The organism is Pantoea sp. UBA5923 (assembly GCF_002431095.1).
GTDB lineage: Bacteria > Pseudomonadota > Gammaproteobacteria > Enterobacterales > Enterobacteriaceae > Pantoea > Pantoea piersonii.
Map to the genome: position 1 here is coordinate 1 of NZ_DJDN01000045.1, position 17885 is coordinate 17885.

The window sequence follows — 17885 nt, forward strand, 5'->3', positions numbered from 1 at the left end:
CGCCAAGCGGTAAGGCACCGGATTCTGATTCCGGCATTCCGAGGTTCGAATCCTCGTACCCCAGCCATACAAAGACAATTTGAACAGACACTATTGGGGTGTCGCCAAGCGGTAAGGCACCGGATTCTGATTCCGGCATTCCGGGGTTCGAATCCCTGCACCCCAGCCAAATTGCACAACAAGCCCGCTTTTGCGGGCTTTGTTGTTTTTGTCGTCTGCTATCTCTTTTCAAACAGCAACGTTGCTGCTCACCAGCCGCTGAGCCTCTTCCCAAAAAGCAAAGCGTCCTGCGACAGGGTCGTTGCGGGACGAGCGGTTATGGATGACGAACAGCGACTTTGCATCGGGGAGAGGCTCTGCGGCCGCGCACGAACGCCGCAGCCGCTCTCACCTACGAAAAATGCAGCCTGCGTCTACAACCCCAGCGCGTAACGCAGCACTTTACGCTTCAGCGCCCCCGAACGCTCCGCCGCAATCAGCCCCAGGTTGCGCGCAAACTTCAGCGGCGGCAGTCGGTTGCTAAAGGCGAAATAGAAGAGATCCATTCCGCCCTGCATCAGCAAATTATCCCGCCGGCGCTGTGACTGATAACGACGCAGCACGTTCTCCGAGGCCCACTCCTGCGCATTGCTGCGCGCCTCCACCAGCACTTCCACCAGCGCGTCCACGTCGCGATAGCCAAGGTTGACGCCCTGCCCCGCCAGCGGGTTGATGGTGTGCGCCGCGTCGCCGATCAACGCCAGCCCCGGCAGCACATAACGCTGCGCATGGCGCCGCACCAGCGGAAAGCCGCCCGCCGCATGCGCTTTAAAACGCCCCAGCCGCGCCGGAAACGTCGCGGCGATCTCTTTTTCCAGCTGCGGCATCGGCATCGCCTGCAGCTGGCGAATGCGCGCCGGTGCGTCATACCACACCAGCGAGGCGCGATTGTCATACAGCGGCAGAAACGCGCGTGGCCCCTGCGGCGTAAACTGCTGCCAGGTGGAGTCGCCTGCCGGATGTTCGCAGGTGACGCTGATAAGCAAACAGGATTGCGCATAGCTCCAGCCCTGAATCCCAATGCCCGCCATCTGCCGCACCTGCGAGTTCGCGCCGTCGGCGCCGACCACCAGCCGCGTATGCAGCGCCTCGCCGTCGCTGAGATCGAGTCGCCAGCCGCCGTTCTCCTGTTGCAGGCTGGAGAGCGTCGCGGGACAGCGCAGCTGAATATCGAGCTGCTCCATCCTTTCCCACAGCGCGCGCTGCAGAACGTTATTCTCGACCATAAAGCCCAGCTCTGGCAGACCCAGCGACGCGGCGTCGAAACTGACGTGGGCCGTTTGCCACTCCCAGGTTTCCAGCTTGCGATAGGGCGCGCAGCGCATCGCCTGGACGCGCGGCCAGACGTCGAGCTGCTTCAGCAGCCCTGCCGAGGCGCTGCCAATTGCGGAGATACGCACGTCGGGATCGCTGTCGGGGTCAAAAGGCGCAGGCTCCGCGCGCTCCACGACCGCGACGCGAAACTGCTGAAGCGCCAGGCCGCACGCCAGCGCTGCGCCGACCATGCCGCCGCCTACCACCACTACATCAAAGCGGTTATCCTGCATTGCTTATCTCCTTCTGCACTTTACCCGCCGCGTAAGACGGGATAACTGGCGCAAAGTGTACCGGAAAAACGCCCGGCCGGCAGAAATGCCCGGCAAGGACGGAGAGAATGGTCAGCGTTCGCGTCTCTTCAGGGTCGCTGTATGCGAAGTATGACGGCGATGCGCTGGTCACAACAGCGTCAAAGCATTACAATACGCGCCCTGCACTTCACTGCACTGAATCAATGGCTAGTTCGACAATGAAAAAACTGCATATCAAAACCTGGGGCTGTCAGATGAATGAGTACGATTCATCCAAGATGGCTGACCTGCTGAACAGCACCCACGGCTACACGCTGACCGAGGATGCTGACGAGGCGGACGTTCTGCTGCTCAATACCTGCTCTATTCGCGAAAAGGCGCAGGAAAAAGTTTTCCACCAGTTAGGCCGCTGGAAGACCTTAAAAGAGCGCAACCCTGATTTGATTATCGGTGTCGGCGGCTGCGTGGCGTCGCAGGAAGGGGATCATATTCGCCAGCGCGCCAGCTACGTGGATATCGTATTCGGCCCGCAAACCCTGCATCGTCTGCCGGAAATGATCAACAGCGTGCGCGGCAGCAAAAGCCCGATCGTGGATATCAGCTTCCCGGAAATCGAAAAATTTGACCGTCTGCCGGAACCCCGCGCGGAAGGTCCGACCGCGTTCGTCTCTATCATGGAAGGCTGCAACAAATACTGCACCTTCTGCGTAGTGCCCTATACGCGCGGCGAAGAAGTCAGTCGTCCATGCGACGATATTCTGCTGGAGATCGCCCAGCTGGCGGCGCAGGGCGTGCGTGAAGTCAACCTGCTGGGCCAGAACGTAAACGCCTACCGCGGCGCGACCTTTGACGGCGAAATCTGCACCTTCGCCGAGCTGCTGCGCCTGGTGGCCGCTATTGACGGCATCGATCGCATTCGCTTTACCACCAGCCACCCGATCGAGTTCACTGACGACATTATCGAAGTGTACCGCGATACGCCGGAGCTGGTGAGCTTCCTGCACCTGCCGGTACAGAGCGGCGCGGACCGCATTTTAACGCTGATGAAACGCGCGCATACCGCGCTGGAGTATAAAGCGATTATCCGTAAGCTGCGCGCCGCACGTCCGGATATCCAGATCAGCTCCGACTTTATCATCGGCTTCCCTGGCGAAACCCAGCAGGACTTCGAACAGACCATGAAGCTGATCGCCGACGTCAACTTCGACATGAGCTTCAGCTTTATCTACTCTGCGCGTCCCGGTACGCCAGCGGCAGACCTGCCGGATGACGTCTCGGAAGAAGAGAAAAAGCAGCGTCTCTATATTCTGCAGGACCGCATCAATCAGCAGGCGATGGCCTGGAGCCGCCGTATGCTCGGCACCGTACAGCGTATTCTGGTGGAAGGCACCTCGCGTAAAAATGTGATGGAGCTGTCGGGCCGCACCGAGACCAACCGCGTGGTGAACTTCGAAGGTTCGCCGGAGATGATCGGTAAATTTGTCGATGTAGAGATCGTTGACGTCTACACTAACTCGCTGCGCGGCAAAGTGGTGCGCACCGAGGATGAGATGGGGCTGCGCATTGTAGAAAGCCCGGCATCGGTTATCGCGCGCACGCGCAAAGAGAACGAAATCGGCGTCGGCACCTTCCAGCCTTGATACGCTCTTCCGTCAGCGGCGGCGCCCACTGCGTCGCCGCTCTTTTCTTCTGTCCGCCCTTGGTTTCTGGACGCGCGACCCAAATATCATTAGCTACGCTTGCGCCCCGGCGACATGCCATAAATACTTTCTTAAAATGCCGTCGTTAATCAACCCGGCATCAGTACCCATTCTAACTGGCCCTGAGTGACCCAAAGGATTCGTTTGAATATCGAAACTCGTGAAATCACCCTTGAACCGGCTGATAACCGCCGACTGATGAGCCTGTGCGGTCCATTTGACGACAACGTGAAACAGCTTGAGCGTCGTCTGGGCATTGAGATCAACCGTCGCGACAATAACTTTAAGCTGGTTGGCCGCGCGCTCTGCGTTAACGCCGCCGAAGATATTCTGCGTACGCTCTATGTCGATACCGCGCCGGTACGCGGTACCATCCCGGATATCGATCCAGAACAGATTCATCTGGCGATTAAAGAGAGCCGCGTGCTGGAGCAAACCGCCGACAGCGTGCCGGACTACGGCAAGGCCGTCCATATCCAGACCAAGCGCGGCGTAATCAAGCCGCGTACGCCGAATCAGGCGCAGTACATCGCCAATATCCTCGACCACGACATCACCTTCGGCATCGGGCCGGCCGGTACGGGTAAAACCTACCTTGCTGTCGCCGCAGCGGTGGATGCTCTGGAGCGTCAGGAGATTCGTCGTATCCTGCTGACGCGTCCAGCGGTGGAAGCGGGCGAAAAGCTCGGCTTCCTGCCAGGCGATCTGAGCCAGAAGGTCGATCCTTACCTGCGTCCGCTCTATGACGCGCTGTTCGAAATGCTGGGCTTCGAGCGCGTCGAGAAGCTGATGGAGCGCAACGTGATTGAAGTGGCGCCGCTTGCCTATATGCGCGGCCGCACGCTGAACGACGCCTTTATCATTCTTGATGAAAGCCAGAACACCACCATCGAACAGATGAAGATGTTCCTGACGCGTATCGGCTTCAACTCCAAAGCGGTCATCACCGGCGACGTCACGCAGATTGACCTGCCGCGCAGCACCAAATCGGGCCTGCGCCACGCTATTGAAGTGCTCTCCGAAGTCGAGGAGCTGAGCTTCAACTTCTTCCAGAGCGAAGACGTGGTGCGTCACCCGGTGGTAGCGCGCATCGTAACCGCCTATGAAGCCTGGGAAGAAGCGGACCAGAAACGCCGCGACAGACTGGCGGAAGAGCGGAAACGCGAAGCGCTGGCGGCGCAGAGCGAGGCGCAGGAGAGTAAATGAGCGCGGTAATTCTTGACCTGCAGCTCGCCTGCGAACAGACCGGCGGCCTGCCTGACGAGGCCGCTTTCCAGCGCTGGCTGGAAGCGGCGGTTACCCCTTTTCAGCCAGAAAGCGAAGTCACTATTCGTCTGGTGGACGAGGCGGAGAGCCATGAGCTTAATCTGACTTATCGCGGCAAAGACAAGCCGACCAACGTTCTCTCTTTTCCCTTTGAAGCGCCGCCGGGCATTGAGCTGCCGCTGCTGGGCGACCTGATCATTTGTCGTCAGGTAGTGGAGCAAGAAGCGGAAGAGCAAGGGAAAAGCGTCGAGGCTCACTGGGCGCATATGGTGGTACACGGCACGCTGCATCTGCTCGGTTACGACCATATCGAAGATGACGAAGCCGAAGAGATGGAAGCACTGGAGACAGAGATAATGCTTGCTCTTGGTTATCCCGATCCGTACATTTCGGAAAAAGAAGACGCCTGAGCCGCTGGCTCAGATTACCCGGCTGTCGGCAAGCACGCCGACAGCAACCCACCTCACCAGAGAGATCTGTAAAAAAACGCCATGAGCGACGACCATTCTCAAAACAGCGATGCACCCAGTAGTAAAAAGGGATTTTTTTCCCTGCTTATCAACCAACTTTTTCACGGCGAACCGCAAAACCGTGATGAACTACTGGAGCTGATCCGCGACTCCGAGCAAAAAGAGCTGATTGACGAAGATACCCGCGACATGCTCGAAGGGGTGCTGGATATTGCAGAGCAGCGCGTGCGCGACATCATGATCCCGCGTTCGCAAATGATTACCCTGAAGCGCAACCAGTCGCTGGATGAGTGCCTTGACGTGATTATCGAGTCTGCGCATTCGCGTTTCCCGGTTATCAGCGAAGACAAAGACCATGTTGAAGGCATTTTGATGGCGAAAGATTTGCTGCCGTTTATGAGCAGCGAATCAGAGCCGTTCAGCATGGAAAAAGTGCTGCGCCCGGCGGTTGTAGTACCGGAGAGCAAACGCGTCGATCGCATGCTGAAAGAGTTTCGTTCTCAGCGCTACCATATGGCGATCGTTATCGACGAATTCGGCGGCGTTTCCGGCCTGGTCACTATCGAGGATATCCTTGAGCTGATCGTCGGCGAGATCGAAGATGAGTATGATGACGAAGAAGATCGCGATATCCGTCAGCTGAACCGCCAGACCTATACGGTACGCGCCCTGACCCCGATTGAAGATTTCAACGAGGTGTTTGGCACGCAGTTCAGCGATGAAGAAGTGGACACGATTGGCGGACTGGTCATGCAGGGATTTGGCCATCTTCCCGGACGGGGAGAGAGCATTGACATCGACGGCTATCATTTCAAGGTCGCCATGTCCGACAGCCGTCGCATCATCCAGGTGCATGTAAAAATTCCGGAAAACTCGCCGCTACCCCAACTGGATGACGAATAACTCTATGTCTCTGGCCTCACTTTACCCGCGCCAGCGGGTACGTTTGTTGCTGGCATTGTTAACGGGTGCCCTCGGCACCCTCGCCTTCTCTCCTTATGACTTCTGGCCCGCCGCGCTGCTGTCGCTATGCGGCCTGCAGCTGCTGACGCTGGATCGTCGCAACGGTCAGGCCACCGCCATCGGTTTCGCCTGGGGCTTCGGCCTGTTCGGCAGCGGCGTAAACTGGGTCTACGTCAGCATCGCCACTTTTGGCGGCATGCCTGGCCCGGTCAACGTATTCCTGGTGATCCTGCTGGCGGCCTATCTGTCGCTCTATCCGGCGCTGTTCGCCAGCGTGCTTAACCGTTTCTGGCCGCGCGCCACGCTGTGGCGCCTGGCGCTGGCGGCGCCCGCGCTGTGGCAACTCAGCGAGTTTCTGCGCGGCTGGGTATTGACCGGCTTTCCCTGGCTGCAGTTCGGCTACAGTCAGATCGACGGCCCGCTGAAAGGCTTAGCGCCGCTGGCGGGGGTGGAAACGCTGACCTTCCTGCTGATGGCGATTTGCGGCCTGCTGGCTTACGCTATTCGCCAGCGCAATGCAAAGAGCGCCATCGCCGCGCTGCTGCTGCTGGCGCTGCCCTGGCCGCTGCGTTATATCCACTGGACCCAGCCACAACCGGCGCGCAGCGTCGAGGTCGCGCTGGTACAGGGCAATATTCCGCAGTCGATGAAGTGGGATCCGCAGGAGCTGCTTAACACGCTGCGTGCCTATAACGGCCTGAGCCAGCCGCTGATGGGCAAAGCGCCGTTGATTATCTGGCCAGAGTCGGCGATTACCGATCTGGAAAGCAACCAGCAGCCATTTTTACGTTCGCTGGATGAGGAGCTGCGCGAGCGCGGCAGCTCACTCATTACCGGTATTGTCGATTCCCGGCTGGAGCAGAATCGCTATCACGACTACAACTCGGTTATCGTGCTGGGCGGCGAGACGCCTTACAGCTATCAGAGCAAGAATCGCTACCAGAAAAACCACCTGGTGCCTTTCGGCGAGTTTGTGCCGCTGGAGAGCCTGCTGCGTCCGCTGGCGCCCTTCTTCGATCTGCCGATGTCCTCATTCAGCCGCGGCGACTATCTGCAGCGGCAGCTGAGGGCGGCGGGTTACAACCTCACCAGCGCCATCTGTTATGAAATCGTGCTGGGCGAGCAGGTGCGCGCCAACTTCCATCCCGATACCGATTTCCTGCTGACCGTCTCCAACGACGCCTGGTTCGGTCACTCTATCGGTCCCTGGCAGCACTTTCAGATGGCGCGGATGCGCGCGCTCGAACTGGGCCGCCCGCTGCTGCGCAGCACCAATAACGGCGTCACCGCCGTGGTGAACGCGCAGGGCGAGGTTGAAAAAATCCTGCCGCAGTTTATTCGCGGCGTCCTGCTGGATAAGGTGACGCCGACCACTGGCGAAACCCCTTACGCCCATGCTGGTCTCTGGCCGGTCTGGTTGCTGACGCTGTGCGCCGCGCTGCTGGCGCTGTGGCGCCGCAAAGCCTGACCTGCCGTAATGGCGGCGAGCGCCCCCTCTCGCCGCCCTCCTCTCCTCTGTTTTCCGCTTGTTTTACGCCCTCATCCCCGATTTTCTGCTGCGCCTGTTAACTGGCACGATGCTTGCTATCAGTAACACAGGTTTCCTGTAAGCCAGGCTGACAGACGGATTAAACGCGCCGTTCTGCACCATTAAAAGGCAGCGTGACGCACCTTTAGCGCGCAACGTCAGAAATACGCCTCAAATTGGTGCGGAACACTTCGCAAAAAAAGAAACTTTTTCGTTTCATAACGTTAACAATCCGCTATGTTAGTGAATATTCTTAGCGCGCTGAAGCGGTGAGATAACAAAAAAAGCAGCAGGAAATACACACAACATCACACATCTGCGCAGTTTATATTCTGCGCAATATCTCTTGAAGGAGTTGGACCATGCAGATACGCAAAGTGGCACTATCACTTTTGCTGGCAGGCGTAGCAGCAGCGGGAGCGGCCCAGGCGGAAGATCTCAGCGGCACCCTGAAGAAAATCAGCGACAGTGGCGTCATCGTCGTGGGGCATCGTGAGTCATCTGTTCCTTTTTCTTATTATGACAACCAGCAAAAAGTTGTGGGCTATTCGCAGGCTTACTCCAACGCCATCGTGGACGCCATTAAAGCGAAGCTGAACAAGCCGGATCTGCAGGTCAAGATGATCCCCGTCACGTCGCAAAACCGTATTCCGCTGCTGCAGAACGGTACCTACGACTTTGAGTGCGGTTCCACCACCAACAACCTTGAGCGCCAGAAACAGGCGGCGTTCTCCGACACCATTTTTGTTATCGGTACGCGTCTGCTGGTGAAAAAAGGCGGCGACATTAAAGATTTCGACGATCTGAAAGGCAAAACCGTTGTTGTCACTTCCGGTACCACGTCAGAAGTGCTGCTGCATAAGCTGAACGACGAGAAAAAGATGGATATGCGCATTATCAGCGCTAAAGACCATGGCGACTCGTTCCGCACGCTGGAAACCGGCCGCGCCGTCGCCTTTATGATGGATGACGCGCTGCTGGCAGGTGAACGCGCCAAAGCGAAGAAACCAGACAACTGGGAGATCGTTGGCACGCCGCAGTCGAAAGAAGCCTATGGCTGTATGCTGCGTAAAGATGACGCCTCATTCAAAACGCTGGTAGACGACACCATCGCTAAAGCGCAGACCTCAGGCGAAGCCGCGAAGTGGTTCGATACCTGGTTCAAGCAGCCGATCCCGCCGAAGAATCTGAACCTGAACTTCGATCTCTCTGCGGATATGCAGACGCTGTTTAAGACGCCGAACGACAAAGCACTTAACTAACAACGACAACAAGGGCGGCCTCGCTGCCCTCTCGATTGCTGAAAACCCGGCGCGGACAGACAAGCTGCTCAGGTCGTTCCCCTGAAGCAGGTCATACAGACGCCGTTCATCAATCTTCAGGGTAGCTTAGCTACCCTTTTTTACCGGAGCTCGTTATGGGTATCGACTGGAACTGGGGCATTTTTCTCGAACAGGCCCCGTTCGGCAACACGACCTACCTTGGCTGGCTGTGGTCCGGATTTCAGGTGACCGTTGCGGTCTCCTGCTGCGCCTGGATTATCGCCTTTCTTGTAGGATCCTTATTCGGCATTTTGCGTACCGTACCTAACCGTCTGCTTTCGACGATCGGCACCTGTTACGTGGAGCTGTTCCGCAACATTCCGCTGATCGTGCAGTTCTTCTTCTGGTATCTGGTGGCGCCGGAGCTGGTGGGAGAAAAGCTTGGCATGTGGTTTAAATCGGAGCTGGATCCCAATATCCAGTTCTTCACCGCGTCCGTGATCTGTCTCGGCCTGTTTACCGCCGCACGCGTCTGCGAGCAGGTGCGCGCCGCGATCAACTCGCTGCCGCGCGGGCAGAAGAATGCGGGCCTGGCGATGGGCCTGACCCTGCCGCAAACCTATCGCTACGTGCTGCTGCCCAATGCCTACCGCGTGATTGTGCCGCCGATGACCTCGGAAATGCTCAACCTGGTGAAAAACTCCGCTATCGCCTCGACGATTGGGCTGGTGGATATGGCGGCGCAGGCGGGCAAGCTGCTCGACTACTCCGCCCACGCCTACGAGTCCTTTACCGCGATTACGCTGGCCTATATCGCCATTAACCTGGTGATCATGATGATTATGAGTCTGGTGGAGCGCAAGGTGCGCCTGCCGGGTAATCTGGGAGGCAAATAATGTACGCGTTTGACTGGAGTTCTATTCCTCCCAGCCTGCCCTATCTGCTTAACGGCATGGTGATTACGCTCAAGATCACCGTGACCGCGGTGGTGTTCGGCATTATCTGGGGCACGCTGCTGGCGGTGATGCGTCTGTCAACCTTTAAGCCGATCAGCTGGTTCGCCCGGATTTATGTGAACCTGTTCCGCTCCGTCCCGCTGGTGATGGTGCTGCTGTGGTTCTATCTGGTGGTGCCGAGCTTCCTGCAGCAGGTGCTGGGGCTATCGCCTAAGACAGATATCCGCCTGATTTCAGCGATGATCGCCTTTTCGCTGTTCGAAGCGGCCTACTACTCGGAGATTATTCGCGCCGGTATTCAGAGTATCGCGCGCGGACAGTCCAACGCCGCGCTGGCGCTGGGTATGACGCACTGGCAGTCGATGCAGCTGATTATTCTGCCGCAGGCGTTCCGCGCCATGGTGCCGCTGCTGCTGACGCAGGGCATCGTGCTGTTTCAGGATACCTCGCTGGTTTACGTGCTGAGCCTGGCTGACTTCTTCCGCACCGCGTCGACTATCGGCGAGCGTGACGGCACCCAGGTGGAAATGGTTCTCTTTGCCGGTCTGGTCTATTTCGCGATCAGCCTGAGCGCTTCGCTGTTGGTCAGCTATCTAAAAAGAAAAAGGACGGTTTAAATGATTAACCTGAAAAACGTTTCTAAGTGGTATGGTCACTTTCAGGTGCTGACCGACTGCACGACCGAAGTCCAGAAAGGGGAAGTGGTCGTGGTGTGCGGGCCGTCAGGCTCGGGCAAATCGACCCTGATTAAAACCGTTAACGGACTGGAGCCGATTCAGCAGGGCACCATTCTGGTGAACGGCACTGAAGTGAACAATAAAAAAACCAACCTTGCGCAGCTGCGCAGCAAAGTCGGCATGGTCTTCCAGCATTTCGAGCTGTTCCCGCACCTCAGCATTATCGATAACCTGGTGCTGGCGCAGGTAAAAGTGCTGAAGCGCGACAAAGCCGCCGCGCGGGAAAAAGGCCTGAAGCTGCTCAATCGCGTGGGGCTTTCCGCCCATGCGCAGAAGTTTCCCGGCCAGCTGTCGGGCGGCCAGCAGCAGCGCGTCGCCATTGCGCGCGCGCTCTGTATGGACCCTATTGCTATGCTGTTCGACGAACCGACCTCGGCGCTCGATCCGGAAATGATCAATGAAGTGCTCGACGTGATGGTGGAGCTGGCGCAGGAAGGGATGACGATGATGGTGGTAACGCACGAAATGGGCTTTGCCCGCAAAGTGGCGAACCGCGTTATCTTTATGGATGAAGGAAAGATTATTGAAGACACGCGTAAAGATGACTTCTTCAATAATCCGCAGTCAGATCGCGCGAAAGAGTTCCTGGCGAAGATTCTGCACTAAAGGTTAGCCTGGCCTTGTAGCTCCGTGATCATGCGGGTGACATGGTCCGATCGCAAAAACGCAAAAAATGGCCTCCCAGCCCGCTCGTCCCGCGCCATCCTTGTCGCGGGACGCTTTGCTCTTCGACCCATGCCACCCGCTGTTCAACGCTCCTCAGCGGTCTGAGAGTGTGCCCAGCCTTAGGGTTCAAACGGCTGACGCTGAAACTGATCGTGACCGCACTCAGGGCAGCGCGTTAAGGTCTCCGGCGTGTAAATAGCGCGCGTGAAGTGACACTTCTCGCATACCAGATTGCCCAGTCCTACCACCTCGCCGCTCTGATAAACGCCGTGATGATGCAGGTCCTGAAAGACCTCGCGCCACTCCAGCTGACTTTTGTCGGTAATGTCCGCCAGCTCTTTCCACAAACTCTCGCGGATAACGCGCATAAACAGTGAATCATTAACCTTCTCTGGCTGATGGACCTCCTGATAGCTGCGTGCAAACTCCTCTAAATCGCGTCGAACCGCCGCCAGCGCCTGATCGATTTCGCCCGTCGTTGCGGACTCGCTGGCCATCAACTGCTGACGTCGCGATGACACCAGCGCGTCGATATCCCGATCGCCCTGACGCAAACGCTCCGTCAGCGCAGCCAGGGATTCACGGTAAATTTGCGCCACTTTGTTCATTTTATTCTCCTTTCTGCGCGGGTAAGCCAGCTTTAAGTTTAGCCGCTTTGCGCCGGTTGCCGTGTTGTTTAGGAAAGCGGATCGGAATATGTCGGGAGGATGCGGCCTTCCGCGAGAAATCGCCGCAACAGGGCGGTGAAGTGTTGTTGACCGGCAGTCATATGGGTATGCTATGCGGATCTTAAAGTAAGCTAAGCGTTATTCATTAAGGACCACAGGCTGCCATGCAAGAGCAATACCGCCCGGAAGAGATAGAATCCCGCGTCCAGCAACACTGGGACGAAAACCAAACGTTCAAAGTGACCGAAGATGAGAGCAAAGAGAAATATTACTGCCTCTCCATGCTGCCCTATCCTTCCGGCCGCCTACATATGGGCCACGTGCGTAACTACACCATCGGTGATGTGATCGCTCGTTACCAGCGTATGCTTGGCAAAAACGTACTGCAGCCGATTGGCTGGGATGCGTTCGGCCTGCCAGCGGAAGGCGCGGCGGTAAAAAACAACACCGCTCCTGCGCCCTGGACTTACGACAATATCGAATATATGAAGAACCAGCTTAAACTGCTGGGTTTTGGCTATGACTGGAGCCGCGAGCTGGCGACCTGTAAGCCGGAATACTACCGCTGGGAACAGTGGTTCTTCACCAAACTGTATGAAAAAGGCCTGGTTTACAAAAAAACCTCGGCGGTGAACTGGTGCCCGAACGATCAGACGGTGCTGGCGAACGAACAGGTTATTGACGGCTGCTGCTGGCGTTGCGACACCAAAGTCGAGCGTAAAGAGATCCCGCAGTGGTTCGTGAAAATCACCGACTATGCCGATGAACTGCTCAACGACCTCGATACGCTGGAAGAGTGGCCGGAGCAGGTCAAAACCATGCAGCGCAACTGGATTGGCCGCTCTGAAGGCGTGGAGATCACCTTCGACGTCGCCGACAGCGAAGAGAAAGTGACCGTCTACACGACGCGTCCGGATACCTTCCTCGGCGCGACCTATGTCGCAGTCGCCGCGGGCCATCCGCTGGCGCTGCAGGCCGCCATGGGTAACCCGGTGCTGGCTGACTTTATCGCCGAGTGCCGCAACACCAAAGTGGCCGAAGCCGATATGGCGACGATGGAGAAAAAAGGCATGGCGACCGGTCTGTTCGCCATCCATCCGCTGACCGGCGACAACGTGCCGGTCTGGGTCGCTAACTTCGTCCTGATGGAGTACGGCACCGGCGCCGTTATGGCGGTACCGGCGCACGATCAGCGTGACTGGGAATTCGCCACCAAATACGATCTGCCGATTAAGCCGGTGGTACTGAACCTGGACGGCAGCGAGCCGGACGTCAGCGCCGCCGCCATGACTGAAAAAGGCACTCTGTTCAATTCTGGCGAATTCAGCGGTCTGAGCCACGAAGCGGGCTTCAACGCCATCGCCGATGCGCTGGCCGCTAAAGGCGTCGGCGTACGCAAGGTTAACTATCGTCTGCGCGACTGGGGCGTATCCCGTCAGCGCTACTGGGGCGCACCGATTCCAATGGTGACCCTGGAAGATGGCACCGTTATGCCGACGCCGGAAGATCAGCTGCCGGTGATCCTGCCGGAAGATGTGGTGATGGACGGCATTACCAGCCCGATCAAAGCTGACCCGGAGTGGGCGAAAACCACGGTGAACGGCCAGCCTGCGCTGCGTGAAACCGACACCTTCGACACCTTTATGGAGTCCTCCTGGTACTACGCGCGTTACACCTGCGCCAACTATGATGAAGGCATGCTGGACCCGGCTGCGGCCAACTACTGGCTGCCGGTGGATCAGTATGTAGGCGGTATTGAACACGCCATCATGCACCTGATGTACTTCCGCTTCTATCATAAGCTGCTGCGCGACGCGGGCCTGGTGAACTCCAGTGAACCGGCGAAGCGCCTGCTGTGTCAGGGCATGGTGCTGGCAGATGCGTTCTACTACCTCGGCGCTAACGGCGAGCGCAACTGGGTTTCTCCGGTTGACGTCACCGTTGAGCGCGATGAGAAAGGCCGCATCGTTAAAGCGACCGACACTCAGGGCCGCGAAGTGATTTACGCCGGCATGAGCAAAATGTCGAAGTCGAAAAACAACGGCATCGATCCGCAGCTGATGGTTGAGCGCTACGGCGCAGATACCGTCCGTCTGTTTATGATGTTCGCTTCACCGGCGGAAATGACGCTGGAGTGGCAGGAGTCAGGCGTTGAAGGCGCTAACCGCTTCCTGAAGCGCGTGTGGAAACTTGCTTATGAGCACACGGCGAAAGGCGCAACGGTCGCGCTGGATCTCAGCAGCCTGAATGACGAGCAGAAAGCGCTGCGTCGCGATCTGCACAAGACCATCGCCAAAGTCTCCGATGACATCGGCCGTCGTCAGACCTTTAACACCGCTATCGCGGCGATTATGGAACTGATGAACAAGCTGGCACGTGCGCCGCAGGAGAGCGAGCAGGATCGCGCGCTGATGCAGGAAGCGCTGCTGGCCGTTGTTCGTATGCTCTATCCGTTCACTCCGCACGCCAGCTATGTGCTGTGGCAGGAGCTGGGCGGCGAAGGCAGCGTGGATAACGCCGTCTGGCCTGTAGCAGACGAAGCAGCGATGGTTGAAGAGTCGCTGCTGGTGGTTGTACAGGTAAACGGTAAAGTCCGTGGTAAAATTACCGTGGCCGCCGATGCGACGCAGGAGCAGGTTCAGGCGCGCGCTGCCCAGGAGCACCTGGTCGCGAAGTACCTTGACGGCGTCACCATTCGCAAAGTGATTTATGTACCCGGCAAACTGCTTAACCTGGTCGTAGGTTAAGTTCAGGAGGAACTGTGCGACATCTGATTATCAGGCTGTTTGTCCTGCTGGCGGTGATGATTACCGCCGGCTGTGGTTTTCATCCGCGCGGCACCACCCAGGTGCCGACCGAGCTGAAAACGCTGATCCTGGACAGCGGCGACCCTTACGGTCCGCTGGCTCGTACGGTGCGTCAGCAGTTGCGTATCAACAACGTCACTATTGTTGAGGATACGAAACAGAACCGTACCGACATCCCTACGCTGCGCCTTGGCGCGGAAACGCAGGGCCGCGATACCGCTTCGGTGTTTATCAGCGGTACGACGGCGGAATACTCGCTGATGATGAACGTGTCGGCGCAGGTTCTGCTGCCAGGCAAAGGCATCTATCCGATCAGCACCACGGTTTATCGTTCGTTCTTTGATAACCCGAACGCGGCGCTGGCGAAAGATGCCGAGCAGGACATGATCGTGCAGGAGATGCGTCAGCGCGCCGCAGAGCAGCTGGTACGTAAACTGCTGACAGTGCACGCCGCGCAGATGAACCATAAAGATACGCTGCCTGCGTCAGCCAGCGAACCTGCGGTGCCCGCGCCAGCGTCCTCCTCTTCCGCTACCAGTACGCAATGATCAGGATCTATCCTGAGCAACTTGGCGCGCAGCTCCGCGAGGGGCTGCGCGCTTGCTATTTGTTAGCCGGAAACGAGCCGCTGCTGGTGCAGGAGAGCGCCGACGCGATACGCGCCGCCGCAATCGCGCAGGGATTCGAAGAGCATTTCAGTTTTACGCTTGATGCCCAGACCGACTGGGAAAGCCTCTTTGCCAGCTGTCAGGCGCTGAGTCTTTTTGCTCAACGTCAGACGCTGACGCTGCTCTTCCCGGAAAACGGCCCCAACGCCGCTATGGCTGAACAGCTAAATAAGCTGGCGAGCCTTCTGCACAGCGATATCTTGCTGGTCTGCCGCCTGGCGAAGCTGACGAAAGCCCAGGAGAACAGCGCCTGGTTTAAGGCACTCTCCGCACATGGCGTGCTGGTGCCGTGTCAGACGCCGGAGCAGGCACAGCTGCCGCGCTGGGTGGCGGCGCGCGCCAGAAGCATGAAGCTTTCGGTAGACGACGCGGCGATCCAGCTGCTCTGCTACTGCTATGAAGGCAATCTGCTGGCGCTGGCGCAGGCGCTGGAACGTTTATCGCTGCTCTGGCCCGACGGCAAGCTTACGCTGCCACGCGTCGAAGAAGCCGTAAGCGACGCGGCGCACTTTACCCCGTTTCACTGGGTGGATGCGCTGCTGGCGGGCAAAAGCAAGCGCGCGCTGCATATTCTGCATCAGCTGGAAAAAGAGGATAGCGAGCCGGTTATCCTGCTGCGCACGCTGCAGCGCGATATCATGACGCTACTGCACCTGCAGCGCCATCAGGCACAGCAGCCGCTGCGCGCGTTAATGGACCAGCAGCGCATCTGGCAGAACCGCCGCGCGCTCTTTACCGAGGCGCTGCAGCGCCTGGACGGCGCACGCCTGCAGCGCGCGATTCGCCTGCTGGCGCAAATTGAATTAACCTTAAAGCAGGATTATGGACAGCGCATCTGGCCGCAGCTGGAGACGCTGTCGCTGCTGCTCTGTCATCGCCACTTCCCTGAGAGCTTCGCCAGTGTCTGAACTACACGCCCTGTTCGGCGGCACCTTCGATCCGGTGCACTTCGGCCACTTACGGCCGGTAGAAGCGCTGGCGCAGCAAACCGGGCTGGCGCGCGTGCTGCTGCTGCCGAACAACGTGCCGCCGCACCGCCCGCAGCCGGAAGCGAGCGCGGCGCAGCGCGTCGACATGTTGCGCTGCGCCATTCGCGACAGGCCGCTGTTCGATATCGATACCCGCGAACTGATGCGCGATACGCCCTCCTGGACAGTGGCAACGCTGGAGGCGCTGCGTGCTGAACGCGGGCCGCAGCAGCCGCTGGGATTTATTATTGGTCAGGACTCGCTGCTGAATCTCTCAGGCTGGCACCGCTGGCAGGATTTACTGTCGCTTTGTCATCTGCTGGTGTGCAAGCGTCCGGGCTATCCGGCTGAGATGGCGTCACCGGAAATGCAGCGCTGGCTTGATACGCATCTGGCGAGCGAAACAGCACAGCTGCATCAGCAGCCTGCGGGCTTTATCTGGCTGGCCGATACGCCGCTGGTCGATATCTCCGCCACGGAAATTCGTCAGCGACGCCGCCAGGGCTTGTCCTGCGATCAACTGTTGCCCGCATCCGTTATCGACTATATCGATCGCGCAGGCCTCTATCTCAAATAACCTTAAACCGGGCATATATTGCTCGGGCAAAGGCATGCTATACTGCGCGGCTTAATTTTTTGGCTGCCTTATCGGGGCCAGCAGCCGGCCCGCTACTATCCGTATTAAAGGGGAACCTTTTGCAAGGCAAAGCACTCCAAGAGTTCGTTATTGATAAGATTGATGATCTTAAAGGTCAGGACATCGTCGCACTCAACGTTCAGGGTAAATCCAGCATCACCGACTGCATGATCATCTGCACCGGCACCTCGACGCGTCATGTCTCTTCGATCGCCGATCATGTGGTGCAGGAATCGCGCGCCGCAGGCTTGATCCCGCTCGGCGTAGAAGGCAAAAATGCCGCTGACTGGGTGGTGGTCGATCTGGGCGACGTCATTGTGCACGTTATGCAGGAAGAGAGCCGCCAGCTTTATGAGCTGGAAAAACTCTGGAGCTGACGCGTGAAACTGCAGCTTGTGGCCGTTGGCACTAAGATGCCCGACTGGGTGCAAACCGGCTTCACTGAATATCTGCGTCGTTTTCCCAAAGATATGCCGCTGGAGCTGGTAGAAGTTCCTGCGGGAAAACGCGGTAAAAACGCCGATATCAAGCGCATCCTGGAAAAAGAAGGCGAGGCGATGCTGGCCGCAACCGGCAAGGGCAACCGCATCGTCACGCTGGATATCCCAGGTCAGCCGTGGGAAACGCCCCAGCTCGCTCAGCAGCTGGAGCGCTGGAAACAGGACGGCCGCGACGTTAGCCTGTTGATTGGCGGCCCGGAAGGGTTATCGCCCGCCTGCAAAGCCGCAGCAGAGCAGAGCTGGTCGCTTTCTGCGTTGACGCTGCCTCATCCGCTGGTGCGCGTGCTGGTCGCCGAAAGCCTTTATCGCGCCTGGAGCATCACCGCCAATCATCCTTATCATCGTGAATAAACGGTAAGGCAAACCCCGACATTTTAAGTAGCGGATGAAATTACAAAGCAACGCCTTTCGCGATTACAGTGCCGAACAGAAACTTTTTGTCCGTCGGGCATTAATTGCGTTCTTCGGAATTCTGGTGCTTT

The 17885-nt window shown here is 58.0% G+C and carries 17 protein-coding genes and 1 tRNA gene; 16 read left to right on the forward strand and 2 right to left on the reverse strand.

Going from position 1 to position 17885, the window contains the following annotated elements; translation table 11 throughout:
• Window positions 1-94 precede the first annotated feature (94 nt).
• Window positions 95-169: transfer RNA gene (locus B3797_RS11195), tRNA-Gln, on the forward strand.
• Window positions 170-413: 244 nt separating this feature from the next.
• On the opposite strand, the gene ubiF is transcribed toward B3797_RS11195, so the two are convergent.
• A complete protein-coding gene (gene ubiF, locus B3797_RS11200) occupies window positions 414-1586 on the reverse strand; it encodes a 3-demethoxyubiquinol 3-hydroxylase (protein ID WP_311791108.1) in 1173 nt (390 codons plus the stop codon).
• A gap of 224 nt (window positions 1587-1810) precedes the next feature.
• Between ubiF and miaB the strand changes: the two genes are divergently transcribed.
• The 9 genes from miaB (at window position 1811) to B3797_RS11245 (ending at window position 11095) form a co-directional block, all read left to right on the forward strand.
• The gene (miaB, locus tag B3797_RS11205) at window positions 1811-3247 is read left to right on the forward strand and encodes a tRNA (N6-isopentenyl adenosine(37)-C2)-methylthiotransferase MiaB (protein ID WP_311782259.1); all 1437 of its coding nucleotides are present in this window, start codon (window positions 1811-1813) and stop codon (window positions 3245-3247) included.
• A 204-nt stretch (window positions 3248-3451) separates the two neighbouring features.
• Window positions 3452-4513, forward strand: a complete 1062-nt coding sequence (locus B3797_RS11210; protein ID WP_311782005.1) for a PhoH family protein — start codon at window positions 3452-3454, stop codon at window positions 4511-4513.
• Window positions 4510-4983 (forward strand): rRNA maturation RNase YbeY, encoded by a 474-nt coding sequence (gene ybeY, locus B3797_RS11215; RefSeq protein ID WP_126690548.1) that lies wholly within the window; start codon window positions 4510-4512, stop codon window positions 4981-4983. Before B3797_RS11210 ends, ybeY begins: the two co-directional genes overlap by 4 nt.
• 81 nt (window positions 4984-5064) lie before the next feature.
• Window positions 5065-5946, forward strand: coding sequence for a CNNM family magnesium/cobalt transport protein CorC (gene corC / locus B3797_RS11220; RefSeq protein ID WP_120451410.1), 882 nt, complete (start codon window positions 5065-5067; stop codon window positions 5944-5946).
• 4 nt (window positions 5947-5950) lie between these two features.
• Complete coding sequence (gene lnt, locus B3797_RS11225; protein WP_311791109.1) at window positions 5951-7474, forward strand: apolipoprotein N-acyltransferase; 1524 nt, start codon at window positions 5951-5953, stop codon at window positions 7472-7474.
• Between the two features lie 422 nt (window positions 7475-7896).
• Complete coding sequence (locus B3797_RS11230; RefSeq protein WP_120451408.1) at window positions 7897-8796, forward strand: glutamate/aspartate ABC transporter substrate-binding protein; 900 nt, start codon at window positions 7897-7899, stop codon at window positions 8794-8796.
• Window positions 8797-8951: 155 nt separating this feature from the next.
• Complete coding sequence (locus B3797_RS11235; RefSeq protein WP_311791110.1) at window positions 8952-9692, forward strand: amino acid ABC transporter permease; 741 nt, start codon at window positions 8952-8954, stop codon at window positions 9690-9692.
• Window positions 9692-10369: a glutamate/aspartate ABC transporter permease GltK gene (gltK, locus tag B3797_RS11240; protein ID WP_120451405.1), complete on the forward strand. Its 678-nt coding sequence runs from the start codon at window positions 9692-9694 to the stop codon at window positions 10367-10369. Before B3797_RS11235 ends, gltK begins: the two co-directional genes overlap by 1 nt.
• Window positions 10370-11095 (forward strand): amino acid ABC transporter ATP-binding protein, encoded by a 726-nt coding sequence (locus tag B3797_RS11245; protein WP_311782007.1) that lies wholly within the window; start codon window positions 10370-10372, stop codon window positions 11093-11095. It abuts the gene before it with no gap.
• Between the two features lie 179 nt (window positions 11096-11274).
• Here B3797_RS11245 and B3797_RS11250 read toward each other — a convergent pair whose 3' ends face one another.
• On the reverse strand, window positions 11275-11763 hold the full coding sequence (locus tag B3797_RS11250; RefSeq protein ID WP_120451401.1) for a zinc ribbon-containing protein: 489 nt from the start codon (window positions 11761-11763) through the stop codon (window positions 11275-11277).
• 224 nt (window positions 11764-11987) lie between these two features.
• On the opposite strand from B3797_RS11250, the gene leuS reads away from it, so the two are divergent.
• The 6 genes from leuS (at window position 11988) to rlmH (ending at window position 17754) form a co-directional block, all read left to right on the forward strand.
• Window positions 11988-14570, forward strand: coding sequence for a leucine--tRNA ligase (leuS, locus tag B3797_RS11255; RefSeq protein WP_311791111.1), 2583 nt, complete (start codon window positions 11988-11990; stop codon window positions 14568-14570).
• Between the two features lie 14 nt (window positions 14571-14584).
• Window positions 14585-15178, forward strand: a complete 594-nt coding sequence (gene lptE, locus B3797_RS11260) for an LPS assembly lipoprotein LptE (protein WP_269949287.1) — start codon at window positions 14585-14587, stop codon at window positions 15176-15178.
• A complete protein-coding gene (gene holA / locus B3797_RS11265; protein WP_311782009.1) occupies window positions 15175-16206 on the forward strand; it encodes a DNA polymerase III subunit delta in 1032 nt (343 codons plus the stop codon). Before lptE ends, holA begins: the two co-directional genes overlap by 4 nt.
• The gene (gene nadD, locus B3797_RS11270) at window positions 16199-16843 is read left to right on the forward strand and encodes a nicotinate-nucleotide adenylyltransferase (RefSeq protein ID WP_311782010.1); all 645 of its coding nucleotides are present in this window, start codon (window positions 16199-16201) and stop codon (window positions 16841-16843) included. Before holA ends, nadD begins: the two co-directional genes overlap by 8 nt.
• A gap of 119 nt (window positions 16844-16962) precedes the next feature.
• Window positions 16963-17280 carry a ribosome silencing factor gene (rsfS, locus tag B3797_RS11275; protein WP_120451391.1) on the forward strand — a complete coding sequence of 106 codons (318 nt, stop codon included), beginning with the start codon at window positions 16963-16965 and terminating at the stop codon, window positions 17278-17280.
• 3 nt (window positions 17281-17283) lie between these two features.
• Complete coding sequence (gene rlmH / locus B3797_RS11280) at window positions 17284-17754, forward strand: 23S rRNA (pseudouridine(1915)-N(3))-methyltransferase RlmH (RefSeq protein WP_081139401.1); 471 nt, start codon at window positions 17284-17286, stop codon at window positions 17752-17754.
• Window positions 17755-17885: the final 131 nt, after the last annotated feature.

Excerpts from the sequence above, each read along its gene's own strand:
- ubiF (WP_311791108.1), bottom strand. The coding sequence starts at position 1,586 with ATGCAGGATAACCGCTTTGATGTAGTGGTGGTAGGCGGCGGCATGGTC.
- miaB (WP_311782259.1), top strand. The coding sequence starts at position 1,811 with ATGGCTAGTTCGACAATGAAAAAACTGCATATCAAAACCTGGGGCTGT.
- ybeY (WP_126690548.1), top strand. The coding sequence starts at position 4,510 with ATGAGCGCGGTAATTCTTGACCTGCAGCTCGCCTGCGAACAGACCGGC.
- corC (WP_120451410.1), top strand. The coding sequence starts at position 5,065 with ATGAGCGACGACCATTCTCAAAACAGCGATGCACCCAGTAGTAAAAAG.
- lnt (WP_311791109.1), top strand. The coding sequence starts at position 5,951 with ATGTCTCTGGCCTCACTTTACCCGCGCCAGCGGGTACGTTTGTTGCTG.
- B3797_RS11230 (WP_120451408.1), top strand. The coding sequence starts at position 7,897 with ATGCAGATACGCAAAGTGGCACTATCACTTTTGCTGGCAGGCGTAGCA.
- B3797_RS11235 (WP_311791110.1), top strand. The coding sequence starts at position 8,952 with ATGGGTATCGACTGGAACTGGGGCATTTTTCTCGAACAGGCCCCGTTC.
- gltK (WP_120451405.1), top strand. The coding sequence starts at position 9,692 with ATGTACGCGTTTGACTGGAGTTCTATTCCTCCCAGCCTGCCCTATCTG.
- B3797_RS11245 (WP_311782007.1), top strand. The coding sequence starts at position 10,370 with ATGATTAACCTGAAAAACGTTTCTAAGTGGTATGGTCACTTTCAGGTG.
- B3797_RS11250 (WP_120451401.1), bottom strand. The coding sequence starts at position 11,763 with ATGAACAAAGTGGCGCAAATTTACCGTGAATCCCTGGCTGCGCTGACG.
- leuS (WP_311791111.1), top strand. The coding sequence starts at position 11,988 with ATGCAAGAGCAATACCGCCCGGAAGAGATAGAATCCCGCGTCCAGCAA.
- holA (WP_311782009.1), top strand. The coding sequence starts at position 15,175 with ATGATCAGGATCTATCCTGAGCAACTTGGCGCGCAGCTCCGCGAGGGG.